At 75.8% G+C, this 21033-nt stretch carries 4 protein-coding genes; all 4 read right to left on the minus strand.

Features of this window, described 5'->3' with window-relative positions; all coding sequences use genetic code 11:
• Positions 1–22: 22 nt before the first annotated feature.
• Positions 23–1087, minus strand: coding sequence for a GSCFA domain-containing protein (locus AB0G13_RS13050; protein WP_357873054.1), 1065 nt, complete (start codon positions 1085–1087; stop codon positions 23–25).
• Positions 1084–10611, minus strand: a complete 9528-nt coding sequence (locus AB0G13_RS13055) for an amino acid adenylation domain-containing protein (RefSeq protein WP_357873057.1) — start codon at positions 10609–10611, stop codon at positions 1084–1086. The genes AB0G13_RS13050 and AB0G13_RS13055 overlap by 4 nt, the downstream gene beginning before the upstream one ends.
• A complete protein-coding gene (locus AB0G13_RS13060; protein WP_357873059.1) occupies positions 10611–14669 on the minus strand; it encodes an amino acid adenylation domain-containing protein in 4059 nt (1352 codons plus the stop codon). The genes AB0G13_RS13055 and AB0G13_RS13060 overlap by 1 nt, the downstream gene beginning before the upstream one ends.
• Positions 14666–21033 (minus strand): amino acid adenylation domain-containing protein (locus tag AB0G13_RS13065; protein WP_357873061.1); only part of this gene is annotated, 6368 nt, incomplete at its 5' end. The genes AB0G13_RS13065 and AB0G13_RS13060, both read right to left, overlap by 4 nt.

A 21033-nucleotide genomic window follows, 5' to 3' on the forward strand; every position in this document is an offset into this window, starting at 1 on the left:
GCAAACGTTGGTGGGCACAGCACTAGCCGGCACGGTAGTGGTCGAGGACGGCGTCGTCACAGTAGAGGTCACTTCCGTCGGCGTCGGCGCGGCGGTCCGACGCCGTCGCGGTCCGATCCCTCGGCCGGGTCCCGTTCCGGTCGCGTTCGAGGGCGTCGAAGAAGTGGCGCATGACGAAGGCGACCCCCGCCGGTGTCACGGCGCGCAGGTTCGGCGCGAAGAAGACCCCCCGGAACGGGAAACCGGTGATCAGCTCGTACGAGGGGAAGTAGTCGACGTGGTCGTGCTCCTGGGCCAGCTGGCCCGCCGCGGCCCGCAGCACCGACTTCGAGTACGTGGTGGCGGTCAGCGCGTGCGCCCCGGTCGCCGTCGCGGTGAGCGGCACCGGCGACACGGTCAGCAGGACGGTCAGCCGGGGGTTGGCGGCGCGCAGCAGCGCGACGGCGGCGGAGAGGTCCCGGTGCACCTCGGCCACGGTGAAGTTGTGGAAGGCGTGCCGCCCGGCGTCGAAGGTGCCCCGGACGGTGCCCGGGCAGACCGGGTGGACGGTGCCGGTGACCACGTCCCGCCAGGCCTCGGTCAGACCGAGGGTGAAGATGAGGCAACCCGCCTCGGCGACCGCCCCCCGGATCGCTGCCAGGGTGGACCGGCGGGCGGCCAGGGTCGCCTCGGCCGAGGCGTACCCGTCGGGTTCGACAGACGGGCGGTACGGGTCGAAGAACCGGTCGCCGTCGCGCCAGACCTCGTCGGGCCCGGTGTCGCCCGCCAGCGCCCAGGTCAGCCACTGTCGCAGGGTGGCGGCCGTGTAGATGGTGCCGGTGCGGAAGGAGAACGCGCCGTAGTGGCGGGCCCGGCGCTCGGCCTCGGTCAGCCCCGGCGGGGGCAACTCGGCCTCCCGCCAGTTCATCCCCTCGTCGAGCAGGGCGGGACCGAGGTGGCGGGCGAAGCAGGAGCCGGCGGTGAGGACCGGATCGTCCGGGGCGAGGGCGAACTTCGGCGTCCACACCTCACCGATGTCCAGCATCTCCGGCTCGGCGACCGCGGTGCGCCAGAACGACCGCGACGGCAGCGACTGGTACGGGTTCATCGTGCCGCCTCCGGGCCGGTGGCCGGCTCCGCCTCGTCGATGGCCTCGGCCACCGCCCGGACGTGCGGCGCCCCGACGATGCCGTAGTGGGTGGTGTCGACGAGGTGCCAGGCGAGCCCGGCCAGGTGCGTCCGCCACTGCCGGGCCTGCTCCGGCGGCGCGGCGTGTGCCGGCAGCCCGGCCGTTGGCCGGCCCGCGAGCCAGAGCCGGCCGGGTGTCCCGGCCAGCCGGGGCAGGGTGTGCCGCGCCATGCTCGCCAGGTTCGCCCGGCAGCGGCGCGCCAGCGCGTCCGCGTACGCCGTCGCCGCGGTGTCCGCGCCGGTCGCCGCCCCCAGCTCGTGGGCGAAGAGCGCGGCGAGCCGTTCCTCGTCGTACTCCTCGAAGGCCGGCGCGGCGTCCGGCGGTGGCGGGTCGAGCAGGTGGAGCTCGTCCGCCGGCTGGCCGGCCGCCTCGGCCTCCGCCGCCATCCCGACCGCCACCCAGGCGCCGAACGACCACCCGGCGAGCCGCCAGCGCCACTTGTCGGGCGGAAAGCGGTCCCGCAGCGCGGCGTGGTAGCGCGCGGCCCGCTCCGCGAGCGACCAGGCCGGCTGCTCGGGGCGGGCCAGCGCGGGATCGGCGATGACGCAGACCGTGAGCTCCGGGCCGAGCGCCGACACCAGTGGCCGGTACGCCTGCACGTCGCCGCCGACCGGATGGACCAGGCAGAGCACCGAACGCCCCCGTCCGGCCTGCCAGACCTCCACCGCGACGGGGGACCCGGCGGGCTCGGCGGCGCGGCCCGGCTCGCCGAGGAGCCGCAGCACCTCGGTCAGGCTCACCCGGTGGCTCAGCTGGGACAGGCTGAGGCTGACCCCGAAGTGCTCCTTGGCCCGGTCGATCAGGTCCAGCAGCAGCAGCGAGTCGGCGCCCAGGTCGTAGAGGGACGCGGCCGGGTCGAGCCGGTCGGTGCCCAGCCAGTCGCAGAGCCACTCGCCGACCTGCTCGGCGGCCGGCCGGGGCAGCACGGCGGGCGGTGCGACCTGCGGGCCGGCCGGTGGCGCGTAGAACTCCCGTGCCCGGTCCAGCGCGGTGGTGCAGACGAGCAGGTGCGGCAGCCGCAGCCGCAGGGCCTGCGCGAAGAGCCGGCGCCCCTCGTCCACGGAGAGGCCGACCGCCAGGTGCGCCCGGTGCCGGGCGTCGGTGGGCAGGGCGTCCCGGGCCAGGCCCACCTCGTTCCAGACGTCCCAGTCGACGCAGATCCGCAGCGTGGCGTCGGTCCCGTCCGCCCGGTGCCGGGCGAAGCCGTCGAGCAGCCCGTTGGTGGCGGCGTAGTCGAGCTGGCCGATTCCGCCGAGCTGCGCCGACATCGACGAGCAGTAGACGACGAACGCCGGCCGGTGGCGCGCGACCAGCCGCTCCACGAGCAGCGCGCCGCGGGTCCTGCCGGCCGTGGCCCGCCGCATCGCGGCCGCGTCCCGTCGGCCGATCAGCCCGCCGGCCGCGACCCCCGCGGCGTGGACCACCCCGTCGACCCGCCCGGTCCGGGCGTCGAGCCGGGCCACCAGTTCGTCGGGATCGGCCTCGGCCAGGTCCACCTCGACCACATCGACGCGATCGGCCCACGGCGTCAGCCCGGCCGGCAGCGGCCCGCGTCGCGCCAGCAGGATCACCCGGCAGTCGCCCTGCTCCAGCAGCCAGGCGGCGATGCTCCGCCCGATGCCGCCGGTGCCGCCCAGCACCACGTACACGGCCGGTCCGGGCGGTAGCGGACGTGCTGTCGGCGCGGCCGGCGGCCGGACCGGCAGCAGCGCCTGCTCCCACCAGTAGCCCTCGCGCAGCGCGAGTCGCCGGGGCGGTGTCTCCTCCGTCAGCAGCGCCGCGAGCGCCGGCGCCCAGTCGACCGGATCGGGGCCCGGCAGGTCCACCCAGTGGCTCTCGACGTCGCCCTCCTGGGGTGCCACCTCGCACACCCCGGCGAGCAGGCCCAGCTCCGGCCGGCGTACGGCCCCGTCCACGGGTTGCGCCCGGTGCGACAGCCACCAGGCCCGCAACCGGGGCCGGCCCGGCAGCCCGGCGACGGCCGCCAGCAGCGCCGCCGGGGTGTCGACGCAGGCCCGGTACGAGTGGGCCAGCGTGTCGGCGTCGACCGGTCCGTCGACGGCCAGCGGCAGCGCGTGCAGCCAGTCGAGCCAGCCCTGCCCGGCGGCGGTGGCGTCGGTCAGCGCGGCGAGCAGCCGGCCCAGCGAGTCGGGGTCGGCCGGGTCCACCTGGTAGCTGTCCGGCCCGAGCCGGGCGAAGCCGTCCGCGACGGTGACGACCACCACCCGGGCGTGGGACGCCATGAGGGCGCGCAGCGCGGCCGGCGACGGTGGTTCCGTGGCCATGATCACGAGCGTCCCCGGACGGCGGGCGCCGGGCTCGGCCCCCGCGTGCCGCCAGCGCACCCAGTGCGGCTGGTGCAACCACTCGGCCTCGGGCAGCCGCGCCGGCCACCGCTGGTCGACCGGCGTGCCCCCGACCGGCGACGCCGCCTCGGCGGCCAGCGTGGAGCCGGCGGGCAGCGTGGCCCCGGCGGGGGACGCCGCCCCGGTGGGCAGCGTGGAGCCGGCGGGGGCTGTCGTCCCGGCGGGCAGTGTCGACCCGGCCGGGGAGGTCGCCTCGACCGGCGGGGTTGCACGGGCGAACTCGTGGTCGACGAGCACGAAGGCCGGCGGGGGGAAGTCCCAGGGCGGCTGCGCCGGCCCGGCCGGCCACCGGATCGGCCGTCCGGCCAGCCAGGCGGCGACGAGCGTGGCCGCCGGCGGCGTACCGGCCGGGCCGCCGACCTCGACGGGCGCCGCCTCGACCGGGGTGACCTCGACGGCGGTCGCGGTGCGCAGCCAGGCCACGGCGGCGGCCACGTCGGCGCAGCCGGCCGCCGCCCGCCAGCGACCCGGCGACCGGCCGGCCTGCAGGTGGCGCAGCACCCGGTGGTAGGCCTCGGGCCGGGCCGCCAGGTAGTCGGCGATGCGCTCGGCGTCGGCGCGCAGGCCGGCCGCGCTGCCGCTGGCGAGCACCAGCACCGGTACGCCGGGGCCCGGCGGCGGCGCCGAGCCGGTGCCGGCCGGTTCGGCCGCCTCGCAGACCAGGTGGGCGTTGGTGCCGCCGATACCGAAGCTGCTGACCGCCGCCACGCGTGGCCGGTCGAGCGGCCAGGGCCCGGCCTTCGTGGGGACGTAGAACGGGGCCGGGTCGGGGCCCAGCCGTGGATTGAGGCGACGGAAGTCGACGTTCGGCGGAATCAGCCCGTGGTGCACGGCCAGCACGGCGCGGACCAGGCCGACCACCCCCGCCGCCGCGCCGAGGTGACCGATCTGGCTCTTCACCGAGGCCAGCGCGGTGCGACCGGACCCGGCCAGGTCGAACGCCTGGCGCAGCGCCGCCACCTCCACCGGATCGCCCAGCTCCGTCCCGGTGCCGTGCGCCTCCACGTAGCCCAGGTCGCTGCCGGCCCGTCCACTGCGACGCAGCGCGGCACGGATCACCTCACGCTGGCCGGCGACCGACGGCGCGGCGAAGCCGAGCTTCTCCGCCCCGTCGTTGTTGACGGCCGATCCGGTGATCACCGCGTAGACGGTGTCGCCGTCGCGCCGCGCCAGCCGCAGGGGCTTGAGCACGACCACCCCCACCCCGCTGGCGCCGACGGTGCCGCCGGCGTCGTCGCTGAACGGCCGGCAGTGCCCGTCCGGGGAGAAGATGTGCTGCGGCTGGTAGCGGTAGCCCGCGGTCAGGAGCGGGTCCACCAGCACGCCGCCGACGAGCATCACGTCGCTGTCGCCCTGACGCAGCAGCCCGGCCGCGACGTGGACCGCCACCAGCGAACTCGCGCAGGCCGCCTGCACGGTGAAGGCCGGCCCGGTCAGGCGCAGGTGGTAGGCGACCTTCGTGGCGAGGAAGTCCTTCTCGTGGTGCAGCGCCAACTGGAAGGAGTCCGGCAGCCGCGCCGGATCGGCCTCGCGCAGCATCGTCTGGAAGTAGGTGTTCTCGCCGCAGCTGGCGAGCAGGCCGACCCGCTGTCCGGCCGGATCGGCGATGCCGGCGTGCGCCAACGCCTGGACGCAGCTCATCAGCAGGTGCCGCTGCTGCGGATCCATCAGCCGCGCCTCCTGTCGGCTGATGCCGAAGTGCCCCGGGTCGAAGCCGAGCAGCCCGGCCAGCTGGCTACGGGCGCCGACCAGGCCGTCGGCGGCGTCGAAGTGCTCGATGCCCCGGTCGCCGGCCTCCACCATCGCCCAGAAGGCGGCCAGGTCGTCGGCGCCGGGCAGCCGGACGGCCATCCCGACCACGGCGACCGGCTCGTCCGCCGGACCCGGAGCGGCCTCGTTCCGCCCGGTCGCCGCCACCCCGGCCGCCCGGCGGGCCGCCTCGTCCGCCGGTGGCGGCTCCACCCCGGCCCCGATGCGCGCCGGTTCGGCCCCGGGCGGTGCCGTCACCGTCACCCCGGCCGTCCGCCGGGCCGGCCCGTCCACCGGTGACGCCACGTCGGTCGCGTCGCTCGGCGTCGGCGCGGGGGCGACGGCGCGCTGTCCGGTGAGGAACCGGGCGAGGCGGCGGATGGTGACGTGCTCGAAGAGGTCGGGGATGCTCAGCGGCAGCCCCTCGGCGGCGCAGCGCAGGTGGAAGCGCATCAGGTCGAGGCTGCCCGCGCCGTGGTCGAAGAAGCGGTGATCGGGTCCGATCGGTGTGCCGACCACCTCCGCGAAGAGCCCGGCCAGCCGCGCCTCCAGGGCCGACATGGCCGGTGCCGGCGCGGCGGCGCCCGGCCGCAGCTCCTCGCCCGGCGCGCTCAGCGCGCGGCGGCGGTCCAACTTCCCGCTGGCGGTCCGCGGCAGCTCCGCCAGCCACCGGAACCGGTCCACCCGCACGTACGCGGGCAGGAGCCCCGCCAGATGACCGGTCAGCTCCTCCGGGGTCGGTGGGGCGCCCCGGAACTGCAGACAGGCGACCAGGTGCGGATGGTCGCGGACCACCACGGCGTTGACGACCGCCGGATGCGTCAACAGCGCCGCCTCGACCTGACCCAGCTCCAGCCGGTGTCCGCTCATCTTGACCTGCTGGTCGTCGCGGCCCAGGTAGTGCAGCAGACCGTCCCGGTCGAAGCGGGCCTGGTCGCCGCTGCGGAAGAACCAGCCGAGGCCGGGCAGCTCGACGAAGCGGGCCCGGTCGAGCGCCGGATCGTCCAGGTAGCAGGGCGCCACCAGCTCCCCGCCGATCAGCAGCTGCCCGGGGCAGTCCGGCGGCACCACCTCGTCGGCGGAGTCCACCACCCGCAGCCGCGTGTTGGCGACCGGTCGGCCGATGGCCGGGCGGGTCGGCCAGGCGGCCGGGTCACCGTCGAGGCAGAGGCTGCTGACCACGTGGGTCTCGGTGGGGCCGTAGTGGTTGAACAGGCGCGCGCCGGGCAGCCCGGCGAACCAGCGACGGATGCTGTCGGTGCAGATCAACTGTTCGCCGGCGGTGACGACCTCCCGCAGCCGCGACGGATAGCGGCCGAGGCGCACCCCGTGCTCGGCCAGGAGCTGCAGGGCGACGTACGGCAGGAAGATCCGCTCGATGCCGGCGGCGTCGAGGTGCTCCAGCAGCGCCGGCATGTCCTGCCGCCACCCGCGCCGGGGCAGGTGCAGGGTGCCGCCGCCGCAGAGCGTGCCGAAGACCTCCTGGAAGGAGACGTCGAAGGAGAGCATGGAGAACTGCAGGGTCGCCGCCCCGCCCGCCAGGCCGCCGGCCTCGCTCTGCCACTGCAACAGGTTGACCAGCAGGGCGTCGCCGACCTGGACCCCCTTGGGGGTGCCGGTCGAGCCGGAGGTGAAGAGCGTGTAGAGCGGGCGGCCGGCGTACGGCGCGGCGACGGGGGTGGCGGAGGGGGACAGGACCACCGGGTGGCGGGGGTGGGCGCCGTCGTCGATCACGTCGAGGGCGGGCTCGTCGCCGGGCGCCAGCAGCACGCAGAGCGGATCGACCTGGCCCAGGACCTGGCGGAGCAGCGCCGGCGGGTAGGCCCGGTCGAGCGGCACCACGGTGAGGTTGAGCCGGGCCGCCGCCAGCAGCGCCACCACGTGCTCCACCGACGGCGCGAAGAAGAGGGCGACGTGGTGCCGGCCGCCGGTCGACGCGGGACGGCGCCGCACCAGCTCGGCGGCGAGCCCCGAGGCGTACGCGTCGAGGTCGGCGTAGCTGAGGCGGCGGTCACCGGCGACCAGCGCGGTGGCGGTCGGCTCCGCCCGCACTTGCCGGGCGAAGGCCTCGGCCACGGTCGGGAAGGCCACCGGGGTACGCGGGCCCCGGCCGGGCTCGGGCAGGCCGCCACGGTAGGGCCGCACCAGCTCGGCCAGGGTGACGGCGCCGTCCCCGGTCAACGCGTCCAGACCGCGCCGGAACAGGTCGGCCGCCGCGGCCACGTCGGCGGCGTCGAAGTGGTCGTCGGCGTACTCCCAGAGGCAGTCGAGGCCGGCCTCGTGCTCGACGACCGAGAGGGTGAGTGGGCACTTGGCCTCGGTCGGGGCCAGCCAGACCGGGCGGGACGCGCAGCCGGGCAGCGCCAGCGTGGAGAAGTCGGTGTTGTCGAGCACGAAGAGGAAGTCGAAGAGCGGCGCGTCGGCGCCGAAGTCGTGGTCGGCGACGGCGTGCGCGAGGGCCACGTCCTGGGCGTCGAGCACCGTACGCACGGCGGCGGCCTGTCGCCGCAGCTGCGCGCGCAGCTCCTCGCGAGGGGCAAGCGCCAGGGGCAGCAGCACCGTGTTGGCGAACATGCCGACGCTGGCCTCGAAGTCCCGCACCGGCCGGTTCGCCACCGGGCTGGCGACGCGCGGATGGGTGCGGCCGGTCACCCCGTGCACGGCCCAGCCGAAGAGCGTCAGCAGCAGCGGGAAGCGGGTCAGTCCCAGCTCGGCGCCGAGCCGGTCGAGGGCGCCGCGGCGCGCCGGGTCGATGGTGGTCCGGAGCAGGTGGTCCCCGGTGCCGCCGCGCTCCCGGATCGGCCGCAGCGGCGCGGCGGTCTCGTCCACGGTGGCGTAGTGGCGGCGCAGGGCGTCGCGCTGCGCCCGGTAGGCCGGGTGGGCGAACCAGTCGGCCTGCCACCGGGCGTAGTCCAGCGGGGTCGCGACGGGCTCGTCCTCGTCCTCGTCGACGGCCGCGCCGTCCAGCGCCGTCGCGTACCCGGCCGACAGAGCGCGGAACAGGACGTCGAGCGACCAGCCGTCGACCGCGATGTGGTGCAGGTGCAGCAGCAGCACCCCGCCGCCGGCGCGGGCCAGCCAGTACGCCCGCAGCATGCGCGGCTGCCCGAGGTCGAAGGGGACGGCGAAGAGGGCGCGGGCGCGCTCCCGCCACCCGGCCGCGTCGCCGTCGTCGTCCCCGGTGGGCTCGCGCCACGGGTCGTAGGGCCCGGCCACCTCCTGGCGCAGCCCCTCGGGGGTGGCCCGGAAGGCGGTCCGCAGCGCCGGATGACGCGCCACCACCCGGCGCAGCGCCTGCCGCAGCGCGCCGACGTCGACCCGGCCGCGCAGCTCGAAGGCGAGACCCACGTGGTAGGCGGTGGACGCCGGCGAGCGTTGCTGCAACAGCCAGAGCCGCTGCTGCTCGGAGGTGGCCGGCGCGGACCGGGCGCCGGCCGGGGGCGCCGGCACCGGGTACGGCGAACCGGTCGTGGTGCGGGCCGTGCCGATCGCCGCGGCCAGCTCGGCGAAGTCACCGCCCAGGACCACCGCCTGCGGCACCTCGGCGCCCCAGCGCCGCTGGATCTCGAAGCGCAGCCGCAGCGCCTTCAGCGAATCCCCGCCGCTGGCGATCCACCGGTCGTCCGGTCGCAGGTCGGGCACGCGCAGCACCTCGCCGGCCAGCCCCAGCACCGCCCGCTGCCACGCCGTGCCGGGCGCGTCGGTGGCGTCACCGTCACGTCGGTGCGGGTCGCCGGGCCCGTCGCGTTGGTCGCGTGGGTGTGGGTCGTCGCGTTGGTCGCGTGGGTGTGGGTCGTCGGGTCCGTCGCGCCAGGGCGGGTCGTCGCGTCGCAGCAGCGCGTCGGAGTCCACCTTGCCGTTGGCGGTCAGCGGCAGCGCCCCGACCCGGTGGACCCGGTGCGGGCGCAGGTACGGCGGCAGCGTCGCGCCCAGGTGTCGGTCGAACTCGGCGAAGGAGAGGTCGGCGGCCGTCACCAGGTACGCCAACAGCTCGTTCGTCCCGTGCGCCGGGTCCCGCCGGGCGCACACGTACGCCTGCCGGACCCCCGGGTGGGCGAGGATCTGCCGCTCCACCTCGCCGGGTTCGACCCGGAAGCCCCGGACCTTGACCTGCCGGTCGACCCGACCGACGTACTCGATCCGGCCGGCGGCGTCGGCGCGCACGAGGTCGCCGGTGCGGTAGTGGCGGTCGGCGGACCCGTCGAGCCAGGGCAGCCGGACGAAGCGGGCGGCGGTCTCCTCGGGCAGGTTGCGGTAGCCGGCCGCCAGCGCCGCGCCGCCGAGGTACAGCTCGGCGACCTCGCCCGGCGCGGCGAGGCGGACGCCGTCGACGACCAGGTGCGCGTCGGTGCCCGGCAGCATCCGGCCGATCGGCACCACCTCCGCGTCGAAGTCGCGCGGAATCGGATGGCACAGGGCGAACGTGGTCGCCTCGGTGGGCCCGTAGACGTTGTGCAGCCGGGTGCGGCTGGCGGGGTTGTCGCGGTACCAGCGGCGGATCAGCCGGGCGTTGAGCTGCTCGCCGCCGACCAGCACCTGGCCGACCCCGGCGAAGCAGTGCGGCAGCTCGTCGACCACCGCGTTGAACAGCGCCACCGTGATGAAGAGCGTGTCGATCCGCTCCCGGCGCAGCGCGGCGTCGAGCAGGTGCGGCGTCGCCACCGTCTCGTCGTCGAGGACGACGCAGCAGCCGCCGGTCAGCAGCGGCACCCAGACCTCGAAGCTGAGCGCGTCGAACGCCGGGTTGGCGAGGCTGGCGTAGCGGGCCGCCGGGGTCAGCGCGACGTAGCCGGGCCGAGCCAGCCGCAGGATGCCCTCGTCGCGTACCTCCACGCCCTTGGGGCGGCCCGTGGTGCCCGAGGTGTAGAAGACGAACGCGACGGGCGCGGGCGCGGCCTCCGGCGCCGGCTCCCCGTCCGCGCCGGGCGGGGCGTCCACGGGGAGCAACGCCGCCACGGGCAGCGGCCGGACCCCGTCGGGGAGGTCGCCGGGCGCGTCCGGGCCGTGGACCACCGCCACGGCGGCCGAGTCGCGCAGCATGTGCCCCCGGCGCTCGGGCGGACTCTGCCGGTCCAGCGGCACCACGGTCGCGCCGAGGCGCAGGACGCCGAGCATGACGCTGACCAGCTGCCAGCCGCGCGGCAGGTGCACCGCGACCGCCTGACCCGGGCGGGCCCCGGCCCGGCGCAGGGACCGGGCGACGGCGGCGCTGGCGGCGTCCAGTTCGGCGTAGCTGAGGCGCCGGTCGCCGTCGGCCACCGCGACCGCGTCGGGGGTACGACGGGCCTGGGCGAGCACGGCGTGGGCGAGACCGGGATCCTGCGCCATCACGCCTCCCGTACGGCCGGCGTCATCGCGCGGGCGTCGGAGATCCGGTCCACCTCGCCGCGCAGCAGCGCGGCGACCCGCAGCACCACCGCGCTCTCCAGGATGTCCCAGTGGTCGCAGTGCACCCGCTCCAGCAGGAAGTCGGCGTCGCCGCGCCGACGCCAGAAGGCGCGCACCTCGCGCAGGAAGGCCTCGTCCCGCCCGGCGGTGGCCTGCAACAGCACCAGCCGGGCCGGCGACGCGGGGGTCGGGTAGTCGCGCATGGTCGACCGGTTGTGGTTGTAGATGCGGTGGTACTGGTCGATCTGTTCGTCGTCGATGCCGGGGTACATCCCGTTGAACTTGACGAGCTTGTCGCGGAACTCGGCCATGTCCACCGGCTCGATCGCGCCCCGGTGGGCCGCGTCGTCGGTGCCCAGGGTGTCCAGCAGGACCACGCTCAGCCCGGGATGGCCGGCGAGGGCCAGCCGGCGTCCCATCTCGTACGCGACCAGACCGCCGTAGGAGAGCCCGGTGAGCACCACCGGCCCGTCCAGCAGGTGCGCGACCTGCGCCAGGTAGGCCTCGGCCATCGCCTCGACCGTGGGCAGGAACTCCTCGCCCGGATTCACCCCCGGCGACTGGATCCCGTACACGCCGAGGGACTCCGGCAGCGCCTTGGCCAGCGACAGGTAGCAGAACGCGGTGCCGCCGGCGGGGTGCACGCAGATGACCCGGCCGGCGCCGTCGCCCGCGCGGAACTCGATCAGGTTGCTCGGCGGTCGGCCCGACGCGCCCCGCCGCAGCCGGCCGCCGAGCGCCTCGATCGTCGGGTGCAGCATGATCTCGTGGACCGGCAGCGTCTCGCCGAACGCCTCGCCGATGGCGTGCGCCAGCTTGATCGCCGAGATCGAGGTGCCGCCCACGTCGAAGAACCGGTCGCCGATGCCGATCTGCGGGTGCAGCAGCAGGCGCTTCCAGATCTGGTAGAGGGTCAGCTCGATCTGGTCGCGTGGGCTGGCCAGGTTGACCTGCCAGGGCGCGGCGCCGCGGGCCAGCCGCAGCACCTCGGCCCGGTCGAGCTTGCCGTTGGCGGTCTGCGGCAGCCGCGGCAGCTCCACGAAGAGCGACGGGATCATGTAGCCGGGCAGCCGTCGCGACAGCGCCTCGCGCCACTCGCTGACCAGCAGCGGCGTCGCCCCGCCCCGGACGACGCCGGCGACCAGCCTCGGCTCGCCGGCGGCGTCGGAGTCGACCAGCACCGTCGCCTCGCGCACGTCCGGCCGGTCCAGCAGCGCGGCCTCGATCTCGCCCAGCTCGATCCGGAAGCCCCGGATCTTGACCTGGCCGTCGCGGCGGCCGAGGTACTCGATGTTCCCGTCGGGCAGGAGCCGGGCCAGGTCACCGGTGCGGTACATCCGTTCCCCGGGCACGAACGGGTCGGGCACGAACCGCTCGGCGGTCGCCCCCGGCCGGCCCAGGTAGCCCCGGGCGACACCGGCGCCACCGACGTGGATCTCGCCGGTCACCCCGATCGGCACCGGCTCCAGCCGCTCGTCGAGCAGGTAGACGCGGGTGTTGTCCACCGGCCGGCCGACCGGGCACTGCCGGGCCGACGGCTGCGGGTCGAGGTAGGCGGTGCTGTAGACGGTGGTCTCCGTCGGCCCGTACCCGTTGAGGACCCGCAGGCCGGGCAGGGCCGCCTGGATGCGGTGCAGGCCCTGCTCGGGCAGCGGCTCGACCCCGACCAGCAGCTGGCGCAGCGCCAACCCGGCCAGGCGGGCCGCCGGGTCCTCGTCGACCCACCGGACGAAGGCCGGGGGCAGGTAGGCCTGCACGACGCGGTGCTCGCGCAGCCAGCCCATCAGCGCCGCCGGGTCGGCGCGCAACTCCTCGGGTACGAGGTGCAGGGCCCCGCCGGTGGTCAGCGGCAGGAAGATCTCCTGCACCGAGACGTCGAAGCCGACGCTCGACCAGAGCGCCGCCGCCTCGCCGGGCGCGGCGCCGAGCCGCGACACCCAGTGGTCGAGCAGGTTCACGACGCCGCCGTGCGCGACCGCGACGCCCTTGGGTCGGCCGGTCGAGCCCGACGTGTAGATCACGTAGGCCAGGTTGGTCGGGTGCACGACGATGCCCGGCGGACCGTCGTGGCGCCCCTCGGCCTCCACGGCGGCCAGGTCGTCGTCGCCGAGCACCAGCGCCGGCGCCGCGTCGGCGACCATGCCGGCGAGCCGCTCCGGCGGCAGGGTCGGGTCCAGCGGCAGGTAGGCGGCCCCGGCCTTGAGGACGCCCAGGATGGCCACGATCAGCCCGGCCGAGCGGCGCGCGTGCAGGCCGACCACCTGATCGGCCCGTACACCCCGGGCGATCAGCGCGTGCGCCAGGCGGTTGGCCCGCCGCTCCAGCGTGGCGTAGTCCAGGCGCTCGCCGTCGTCGGCCACGGCGAGCCGGTCGGGGTGCCGCCGCGCCTGCGCCGCGATCCGCGCCACCACGTCCGTCGGGCCGGCGAGCGGTCGCGCGGTGCGGTTGAACTCGACCAGCAGGCGGCGCCGCTCGTCCGGGCCGAGCAGCCGCAGCGCCCCGACCGGCACCGACGGGTCGGCCGCGACCTGACCGAGCAGGCGGACGAAGTGCGTGGCCAGCCGGGCGATCGTCGCGGCGTCGAAGAGGTCGGTGTTGTACTCGAAGACGACGTGCAGCTCGTCGGCGTGCTCCATCACCTCGACCGACAGGTCGAACTTCGCCGCGCCGGTGCTGCTCGACAGGGGCCGCAGCGCCAGGCCGGGCAGTTCGAGCCGGCCGCGTGGGATGTTCTGCAGCACCAGCATGACCTGGAACAGCGGCGAGTAGCTGGTGTGCCGTTCCGGCTTGAGCGCGTCCACGAGCTGCTCGAACGGCAGGTCCGGGTGGGCGTACGCGTCGAGCAGGTGCCGGCGGACGTCGGCCAGCAGCGCCGCGAAGGACTGCTCCGGGTCCAGCCGGTTGCGGATCACCACCGTGTTCACGAAGTGGCCGATCAGGCCCTCCACGTCGCGGTGGTTGCGGTTGGCGAACGGGGTGCCGACGCAGACGTCGTCCTGCCCGCTGTGGCGCCACAGCAGCACCGACAGGGCGGCCATGAGCGTCATGAAGAGCGTCGCGTCGCCGGCCCGGCCGACCTCCCGCAGCCCTCGCAGCACCGCCGCGTCCACCGTCGTGCCGTGGCAGTCGCCCCGGTAGCGCTGCACCGCCGGCCGGGGCCGGTCGGCCGGCAGGGCCAGCAGCGCGGGCGCGCCGGCCAGCGCCCGCGTCCAGTAGCCGAGCTGGCGCTCCAGCTCGCCGCCGCCGAGCTGCCGGCGCTGCCACAGCGCGTAGTCCGGGTACTGCACGGGCAGCTCGGCCAGCGCGGCGGCCTCGCCCCGCGTGTACGCGCCGTAGAGCGCGGCGACCTCGCCGATCAGGATGCCGACGGACCAGCCGTCGGCGACCATGTGGTGCACGGTGAGCAGCCAGCGGTGCTCGTCGGCGGCCAGCCGGAGCAGGGCGCTGCGCACCAGCGGACCCGTGGCCAGGTCGAACGGCGCCCGGGCCTCCGCCTCGGCGGCCTCGTCGGCGCGGCGCGACCGCTCTGTGCCGGACAGCGCGGTGAGGTCCGTGACCGGCAGGGCGACCGGCCCCGCCGGCCGGACCACCTGGCAGGGCTCCCCGTCGACCAGCGTGAAGACGGTACGCAGCGCCTCGTGCCGGCGCACCACCTCGGTCAGGGCGCGGGCCAGCGCCGGCACGTCCAGGGCGCCCACGACGTCGAACGCGACGGGGTTGTTGTAGAAGGGGTTGCCGGGGGAGAGCTGGTCGAGGAACCAGAGCTGCTGCTGGGCGAACGCGACCGGCACCGGGGCGTCGGGCCGCGGGCGGCGGGGGATCGTGTCCGGACCGGCGCCGGTCAGGATCGCGATCAGCTCTTCCTTGTGCAGCTTGATCTCGGCCAGCAGGTCGGGCGTGAGGACCTCCCGGGAGCCCGTGAGGCGCAGCCGGTCGCCGTCGACCCGCAACCCGACCGCGTGCCGGTTGAGCGTGTCGAGCAGTTCGTGGGCGTTCACAGTTCCACCGTGATGGTGTCCGTGGCCGAGGCGTCGGGCTCGGGCGGCTCCGCCCCCGGACGGCCGCCGCCGAGCAGGGTGTAGACCAGCCGGTGGGAGGGTTCCAGGTCGAACAGGGCGGCCAGCTCCGCCGGGTCCACCGCGCCGATCCCGCACAGGCCGAGACCGTTCTCGGGGGCGGCCATCGTCAGCAGCTGGGCCATGGCGCCCGCCTCGATGGCGGTGAAGGTCGGGCTCTGCTCCTGGTACAGGGGCTCGATGGCCGCGCGCTTCGCCACCAGGAAGAGCGCGAACGCGGCGGCCTCGAAGACCGGCCGGTTGACGAAGTAGTCGAAGGCGTCCGGGCTCAGCTCGCGGTCGCGGCCGAGCGCCAGCAGCCGGTGCGCCGCCGGGTCGTGGTAGTAGGCCCCGCCCGGCACACCGTCGACGCGCCCCGCCTTGACGAGGACGTACGTCTGCACGGCGTAGGTGCCGCCGGCCGAGCCGTACTGGAACTTGGCCCGGCCGTCGACCTCCCGCTGAGAGAGGGTGGCCAGCAGCCGGCCGAGCGCCTCGGCCGGCACCGGATCCGCGTCGAAGCGGCGCACCGAGCGGTAGCCGGTGTAGCGCCGGTCGTACGCCGCATCGGCCGCAGCGGCCAGCGCGACCGCCGGGGTGTCGGGCGCGAAGTCGCGACGGCCCCGCCCGTCCGCGGTGAACGCGGCGCGCGCGGCCGGGTCCTCGACCACGGTGGCGGCCCGCTGCGCGGTCGCGACGACGGCCCGCTCGGCGGTGTGTTCCCGGAACATCCGCAGCAGGTCGGCGAGGGTCGGCTGGCGCATCAGCCGGGCCAGCTTGGGCCGGAAGCCCAACGCGCCGGAGAGGGCGTTCGCGATCCGGACGATGTCGATCGAGGTGGCGCCGAGCAGCAGCAGGTTGGCGTCGGGCGCGACGACGGGCAGGTCGAGGATCTCGGCGACGATCTCCGCCAGCCGCTTCTCGGCCGGGTCGGTGAGCACCAGCGCCTCGACGGGGACCTCCGCCGACGGCTTCGGGTCGGGCAGCCGGCCGCGGTCGACCTTGCCGTTGGCCGACAGCGGCATCGCGTCGAGGACGGTGAACGACGCCGGCACCATGTACGCCGGCAGCCGCCGCTCCAGGTACGCGACCAGGGCGGCCGGGTCGGGGGCGGGACCGTCGGGCACCACGTACGCGGCCAGCCGCTTCTCGCCCTGCGCCTGCCCGAGCAGCCGCAGCGCGGCGGCGCGCACCCCCGGGTGGCTCTCCAACGCCGCCTCGATCTCGCCCAGCTCGATCCGGTAGCCGTGCACCTTGACCTGGCCGTCCTCGCGGCCGAGGAACTCGATCGTCCCGTCCGGCCGCAGCCGACCCAGGTCGCCGGTGCGGTAGAGCCGCTCGCCGGTGACCGGGTGGACGACGAAGCTGGCCGCCGTCGCCGCCTCGTCGCGCCAGTAGCCCTGCGCCAGCCCGGCGCCGCTGATGTAGAGGTCGCCGGTGGCCCAGGTGGGCCGGGGGCGCAGGGCGTCGTCCAGCACGTGGACGCCCTGGTGGGCCAGCGCCCGTCCGTACGGGATGCTGCGCCAGGCCGGGTCGACCTCGTCGACCGGGTGGTGGATGGACCAGATCGACGCCTCGGTGGCACCGCCGAGGCTCTCGACCCGGATCCCGGGCAGCGCCTTGCGTAGCCGGTCGGGGAGGGTGAGCGGGATCCAGTCCCCGGAGAGCATGGCCAGCCGCAGCGACGCCGGCAGCGGGTGGCCGGCGTCGGCGTGGTCGAGCAGGATGCCGGCCAGGGCCGGCACCGAGTTCCAGACGCTGACCCGGTGGGTGTGGGCCACGTCCCGCCAGTGGGCCGGGTCACGGGCCAGCTCGGGGTCGAGCGTCACGACCGCCGCGCCGGCCGCGAGCGTGCCGAAGATGTCGAAGACGGAGAGGTCGAAGCTGAGCGCGCTGACGGCCAGGACCCGGTCGGCCGGCCCGACGCCGAAGCGCCGGGTCACGTCGAGGAGCGTGTTCACCGCGCCGCGATGGTCGATCGTCACCCCCTTCGGCGTGCCGGTGGACCCGGACGTGTAGATCACGTACGCGACGTCGGTCTCCGCCAGGTCGACCGGCCGCAGCGTCGGCCCGCCCGCGCCGAGGGTGGTCGCGTCCACCACCAGTCGCTCGACGCCCTCGGGCAGGGCCACCCGGTCGGATCCCACCAGGACCAGTCCCGCCCCGGCCCGCTGGAGCACCCGGGCCACCCGCTCGGCGGGCCAGTCCGGATCGAGCGGCAGGTACGCGCCCCCGGCGTGCAGGACCGCGAGGGTGGCGACGACCTGCTGCCAGCCGCGGTCGAGCAGCACCGCGACGAGCTGGCCGGGCCGGACGCCCCGGTCCTGGAGCCGCCCGGCCAGCCGCCGCGCCTCGACGCGCACCGTGGCGTGGTCCAGCTGCCGGTCCGGTGCGAGCACCGCGGGCGCCGTGGGGGTCGCCAGCGCCTGCCGGTCGACCAGCTCGTGCAGGAGCCCACGACCGGCCGGCGGGGCCGCCGGCACCGGCGGGGCGAGCGGCCCGTCCACGGTGGTGTGCCAGGCGGCCGGCTCCTCCAGCCGCCCGAGCAGCGCCCGGTACGCCGCGAACATCTCGGCGACCAGGCCGGCGGGGAAGAGCTCGTCGATGCTGTCCCAGTTGACGTGCAGCCGCCCGCCGGCCTCCAGGACCGTGTGGTCGATCCACACCTGCGGGGTCTGGGTGATGCCGTGCACGACCTCGCCGCCGAGCGCCGTCGCGAGGCCGCTGTCGCCGACGTCGGGGGCCGCCTCGGTCAGCGTGCTGTTGAACACGACCGGCAGGGCCGCGTGGCGGGTGCCCCGGGCGCGGGCGAGTTCGCGGTTGACCCGTACGCCGCTCACCGCCGAGTGGTCGATGTCCTGCCAGAGCTGCTCCTGCACGGCCCGGGCCCGGGTCACGAAGTCGGCCCCGGCCGCCACGTCGACCTCCAGCAGGACCAGCGAGGTGAAGTCGCCGATCACCGCGTTGATGCCGGGGTGCAGCGGCAGCCGGTTGAACAGCGGCAGGCTCAGCGTGAACCGCGGCTGGCGGCTCCACCGGGCCAGCACCTGCGCGAACGCGGTCACCAGCAGCACCGACGGGGTCACCCCGTGCCGGCCGGCGGCGGCCTTCAACCGGCTCCAGCGCTCTGCCGGCACCACCTCGTCGTAGCGGGTGAAGCGCGGTCGTTCGACGCTCTCCGGCTGCCGTTCCAGCGGCAGCTGCGGCGCGGGGGCCAGCGTGCCGACCCGCTCCCGCCAGTAGTCGAGCGCTCGCTCGTAGCGCGGCGTGTGCCGCAGGGCCCGTTCGGCCAGGACGTAGTCGCGGAAGGTCACCGTGAGCGGCGGCAGGTCGACGTCCGGGTCCACGTAGAGCAGCGCCAGCTCGTGTTCCAGGATCTGCCCGCTGGCCGCGTCGAGGATCAGCGCGTCGATGCTGACGTGCAGGCGCGCCTCGTCGTCGAGCAGGGTCACCGCGAACTCGAACAGCGGCCAGCGGCCGGCGTCGAGCACCTGGTGGGACATCCGCTCACGGGTCTCGCCCAGCCGGCGGCCGGCGGTCTCCGGGTCGAGCCCGCGCAGGTCCTGCCGGGCCATCGCGTAGCGCGGCACGGTCGGCAGGACCCGCTGGACGCCGTCGTGGAAGACCGCGCGGAGCATGTCGTGGCGGTCGATCAGCCGGTGCAGCGCGCGGGTGAAGCGCTCCTCGTCGAAGTCGCGCAGCCGCAGCTCGCTGTAGCCGTGCGCGCCGACCCCGCCGAGTTCGATGGTGGACCCGCGACCCACCCAGTAGGCCTCCTGGATGTCGGTGAGCGGGAACGGCTCGTGCCGGCCGGCGGGGTCGGCGACGAGCGGCGGGAGGGCGTCGACGGTGGGGGAGCCGGGCCCCGCCAGCTCGGCCGCCAGGTCGGCCAGGACCGGCTTCTGGAAGAGGGTACGCAGCGACAGCCGCGCCGACATCCGCTCGTTGATCGCGTGGACGAGCCGGGTCGCCAGGAGCGAGTGGCCGCCGAGCGCGAAGAAGTCGTCGTGCGCGCCGACCCGGTCGCGGCGCAGCACCTCGGCCCAGATGGCGGCCATCCGGGCCTCCCGCTCGTCGCGCGGCGCGACGTAGGCGGTGGCGACGTCGGCCTGCTCCGGCGCGCGCAGAGCCCGCCGGTCCAGCTTGCCGTTGGCGGTCAGCGGCAGCCGGTCCAGCACCACCCAGCGGGTCGGCACCAGGTGCTCGGGCAGCCGGCGGCGCAGCTGCTCGCGGACCGCCTCGGCGGTGACGTCGCCGACCAGGTAGCCGACCAGGTGCGGGTCGCCGGGGGTGTCCTCGCGCAGCAGGACGGCCGCCTCGCGCACGCCCGGAACGTGCCGCAGGGCGCTCTCCACCTCGCCCGGCTCGACCCGGAAGCCGCGTACCTTGACCTGGTCGTCGGCCCGACCGACGAACTCGACGGTCCCGTCTGCCCGGCGGCGGACCAGGTCGCCGCTGCGGTACATCCGCTCGCCCGGCCCGGCGAACGGGTCGGGCAGGAACCGTTCCGCGGTCGCCGCCGGCCGGTTGAGGTAGCCACGGGCCAGGCCGGCCCCGCCGATGTAGAGCTCGCCGAGCACGCCGGCCGGCACCGGCTCGCACCGCTCGTCGAGCACGTAGAGCCGGGCGTTGGCGATCGGCCGGCCGATCGGCGGCAGTGCCGGCCAGTCGGCCGCCGCCGCGGTGGCCAGCGCGAACTGGCTCACGACGTGGGTCTCGGTCGGGCCGTACTGGTTGTAGAGGTACCGACCGCCCAGCCCGGCCACCAGGGCGCGGACGTCGTCGTTGACCCGCAGCGCCTCGCCGGCGGTGACGATCTCGCAGCCGGGCGCGAGCGGGGGCACGGCTCCGGTGAGGCCGGCCAGCTGGTGCAGCACGGCCGCCGGCAGGAACGCCCGCCGCACCCCCTGCTCGGCGAGGACGTGCCGCAGCTGGCCCAGGTCCCGGCCGCGCTCCTCGCCGATCAGCACCAGCGTGCCGCCCTGGCACAGGGTGCTCCAGATCTCCTGGACGGAGACGTCGAAGCCGATCGAGGCGAACTGGAGCACCCGTTCCGGCGCCGGGCTGCCCGGTGCCGCGTAGCGGAGCTGCCAGTCGATCAGGTTGTCCAGGCAGCGCCAGGTCTGCGCCACGCCCTTGGGCCGGCCGGTGGAGCCGGACGTGTGGATGACGTAGGCGAGGTGGTCGGGTCGGGTGCCGGGGTCGGGGCTGGTGGTGGGTCGGTCCGCCCAGTGGGGGGTGTCGGTGTCGAGGTCGACGACGGGTGCGGTGGTCAGGCCGTCGAGGGTGGCGCGGGTCGCGGCGTGGGCGAGGACGGCGACCGGGGCGCCGTCGGCCAGCAGGTCCGCCAGGCGCTCGGCGGGGTGGGCCGGGTCCAGGGGAAGGTACGCGCCGCCGGCCCTGCCGATGGCCAGCAACGCGACGATCAGCTCCGGTGACCTGCGGAGGCAGACCGCGACGAGGGTGTCGGGGGCGACGCCGTGCTCGCGCAGGTGGTGGGCCAGCCGGTTGGCGCGCGCGTCGAGTTCGCGGTAGGTCAGCGACGTCCCCTCGAAGGTCACCGCCACCGCGTCGGGGGCCGCGGCGACCCGCTGCGCGAAGCGGGCGGCGACGCCCCGTTCCACCGGGGACGGCCCGGCCTGGCGCAGCGCCTGCTCCCGCTCGCGTTCGTCGAGCAGGGTGAGCTGGTCGATCGGCTGGTCGGGGTCCTCGACGAGTTGGGTGAGGACGTGGCGCAGGTAGCGGACGTGCCGCTGTGCCGTGGCGGTGTCGAAGAGGGCGGTGGCGTGCTCGAGGCTGCCGGTGATGCGGCCGTCGTGCTCGGTGAGCGCGAGGGTGAGGTCGAACTTGGCGGTGGTGTGGGGCGGCGGCAGGGCGGTGACCCGCACGCCCGGGAGGGTCAGCTCGCCGTCGTCGGTGTTCTGCCAGGCGAACATGACCTGGAACAGGGGGGTGTGGGCGAGGTTGCGGGTGGGGTTGACGGCTTCGACGACCTGTTCGAAGGGGAGGTCCTGGTGGTCGAGGGTGGTGAGGGTGAGGTCGCGGACGCGGTGCAGGAGTTGGGTGGCGGTGGGGTGGCCGGTGAGGTCGATGCGTAGGGCGAGGGTGTTGACGAAGAAGCCGATGAGGTTTTCGAGTTCGGCGCGGCGGCGGTTGGCGGTGGGGGTGCCGATGACGAGGTCGTGGTGTCCGGAGAGGCGGGACAGGACGATGGCCCAGGCGGTGAGCAGGGTCATGTAGAGGGTGCCGCCGTGGCGGGTGGTGAGGGTCTTGAGGGCGGTGGTGAGGTCGGTGTCGAGGGTGACGG

The organism is Micromonospora sp. NPDC023633, assembly GCF_040640035.1.
Lineage (GTDB): Bacteria > Actinomycetota > Actinomycetes > Mycobacteriales > Micromonosporaceae > Micromonospora.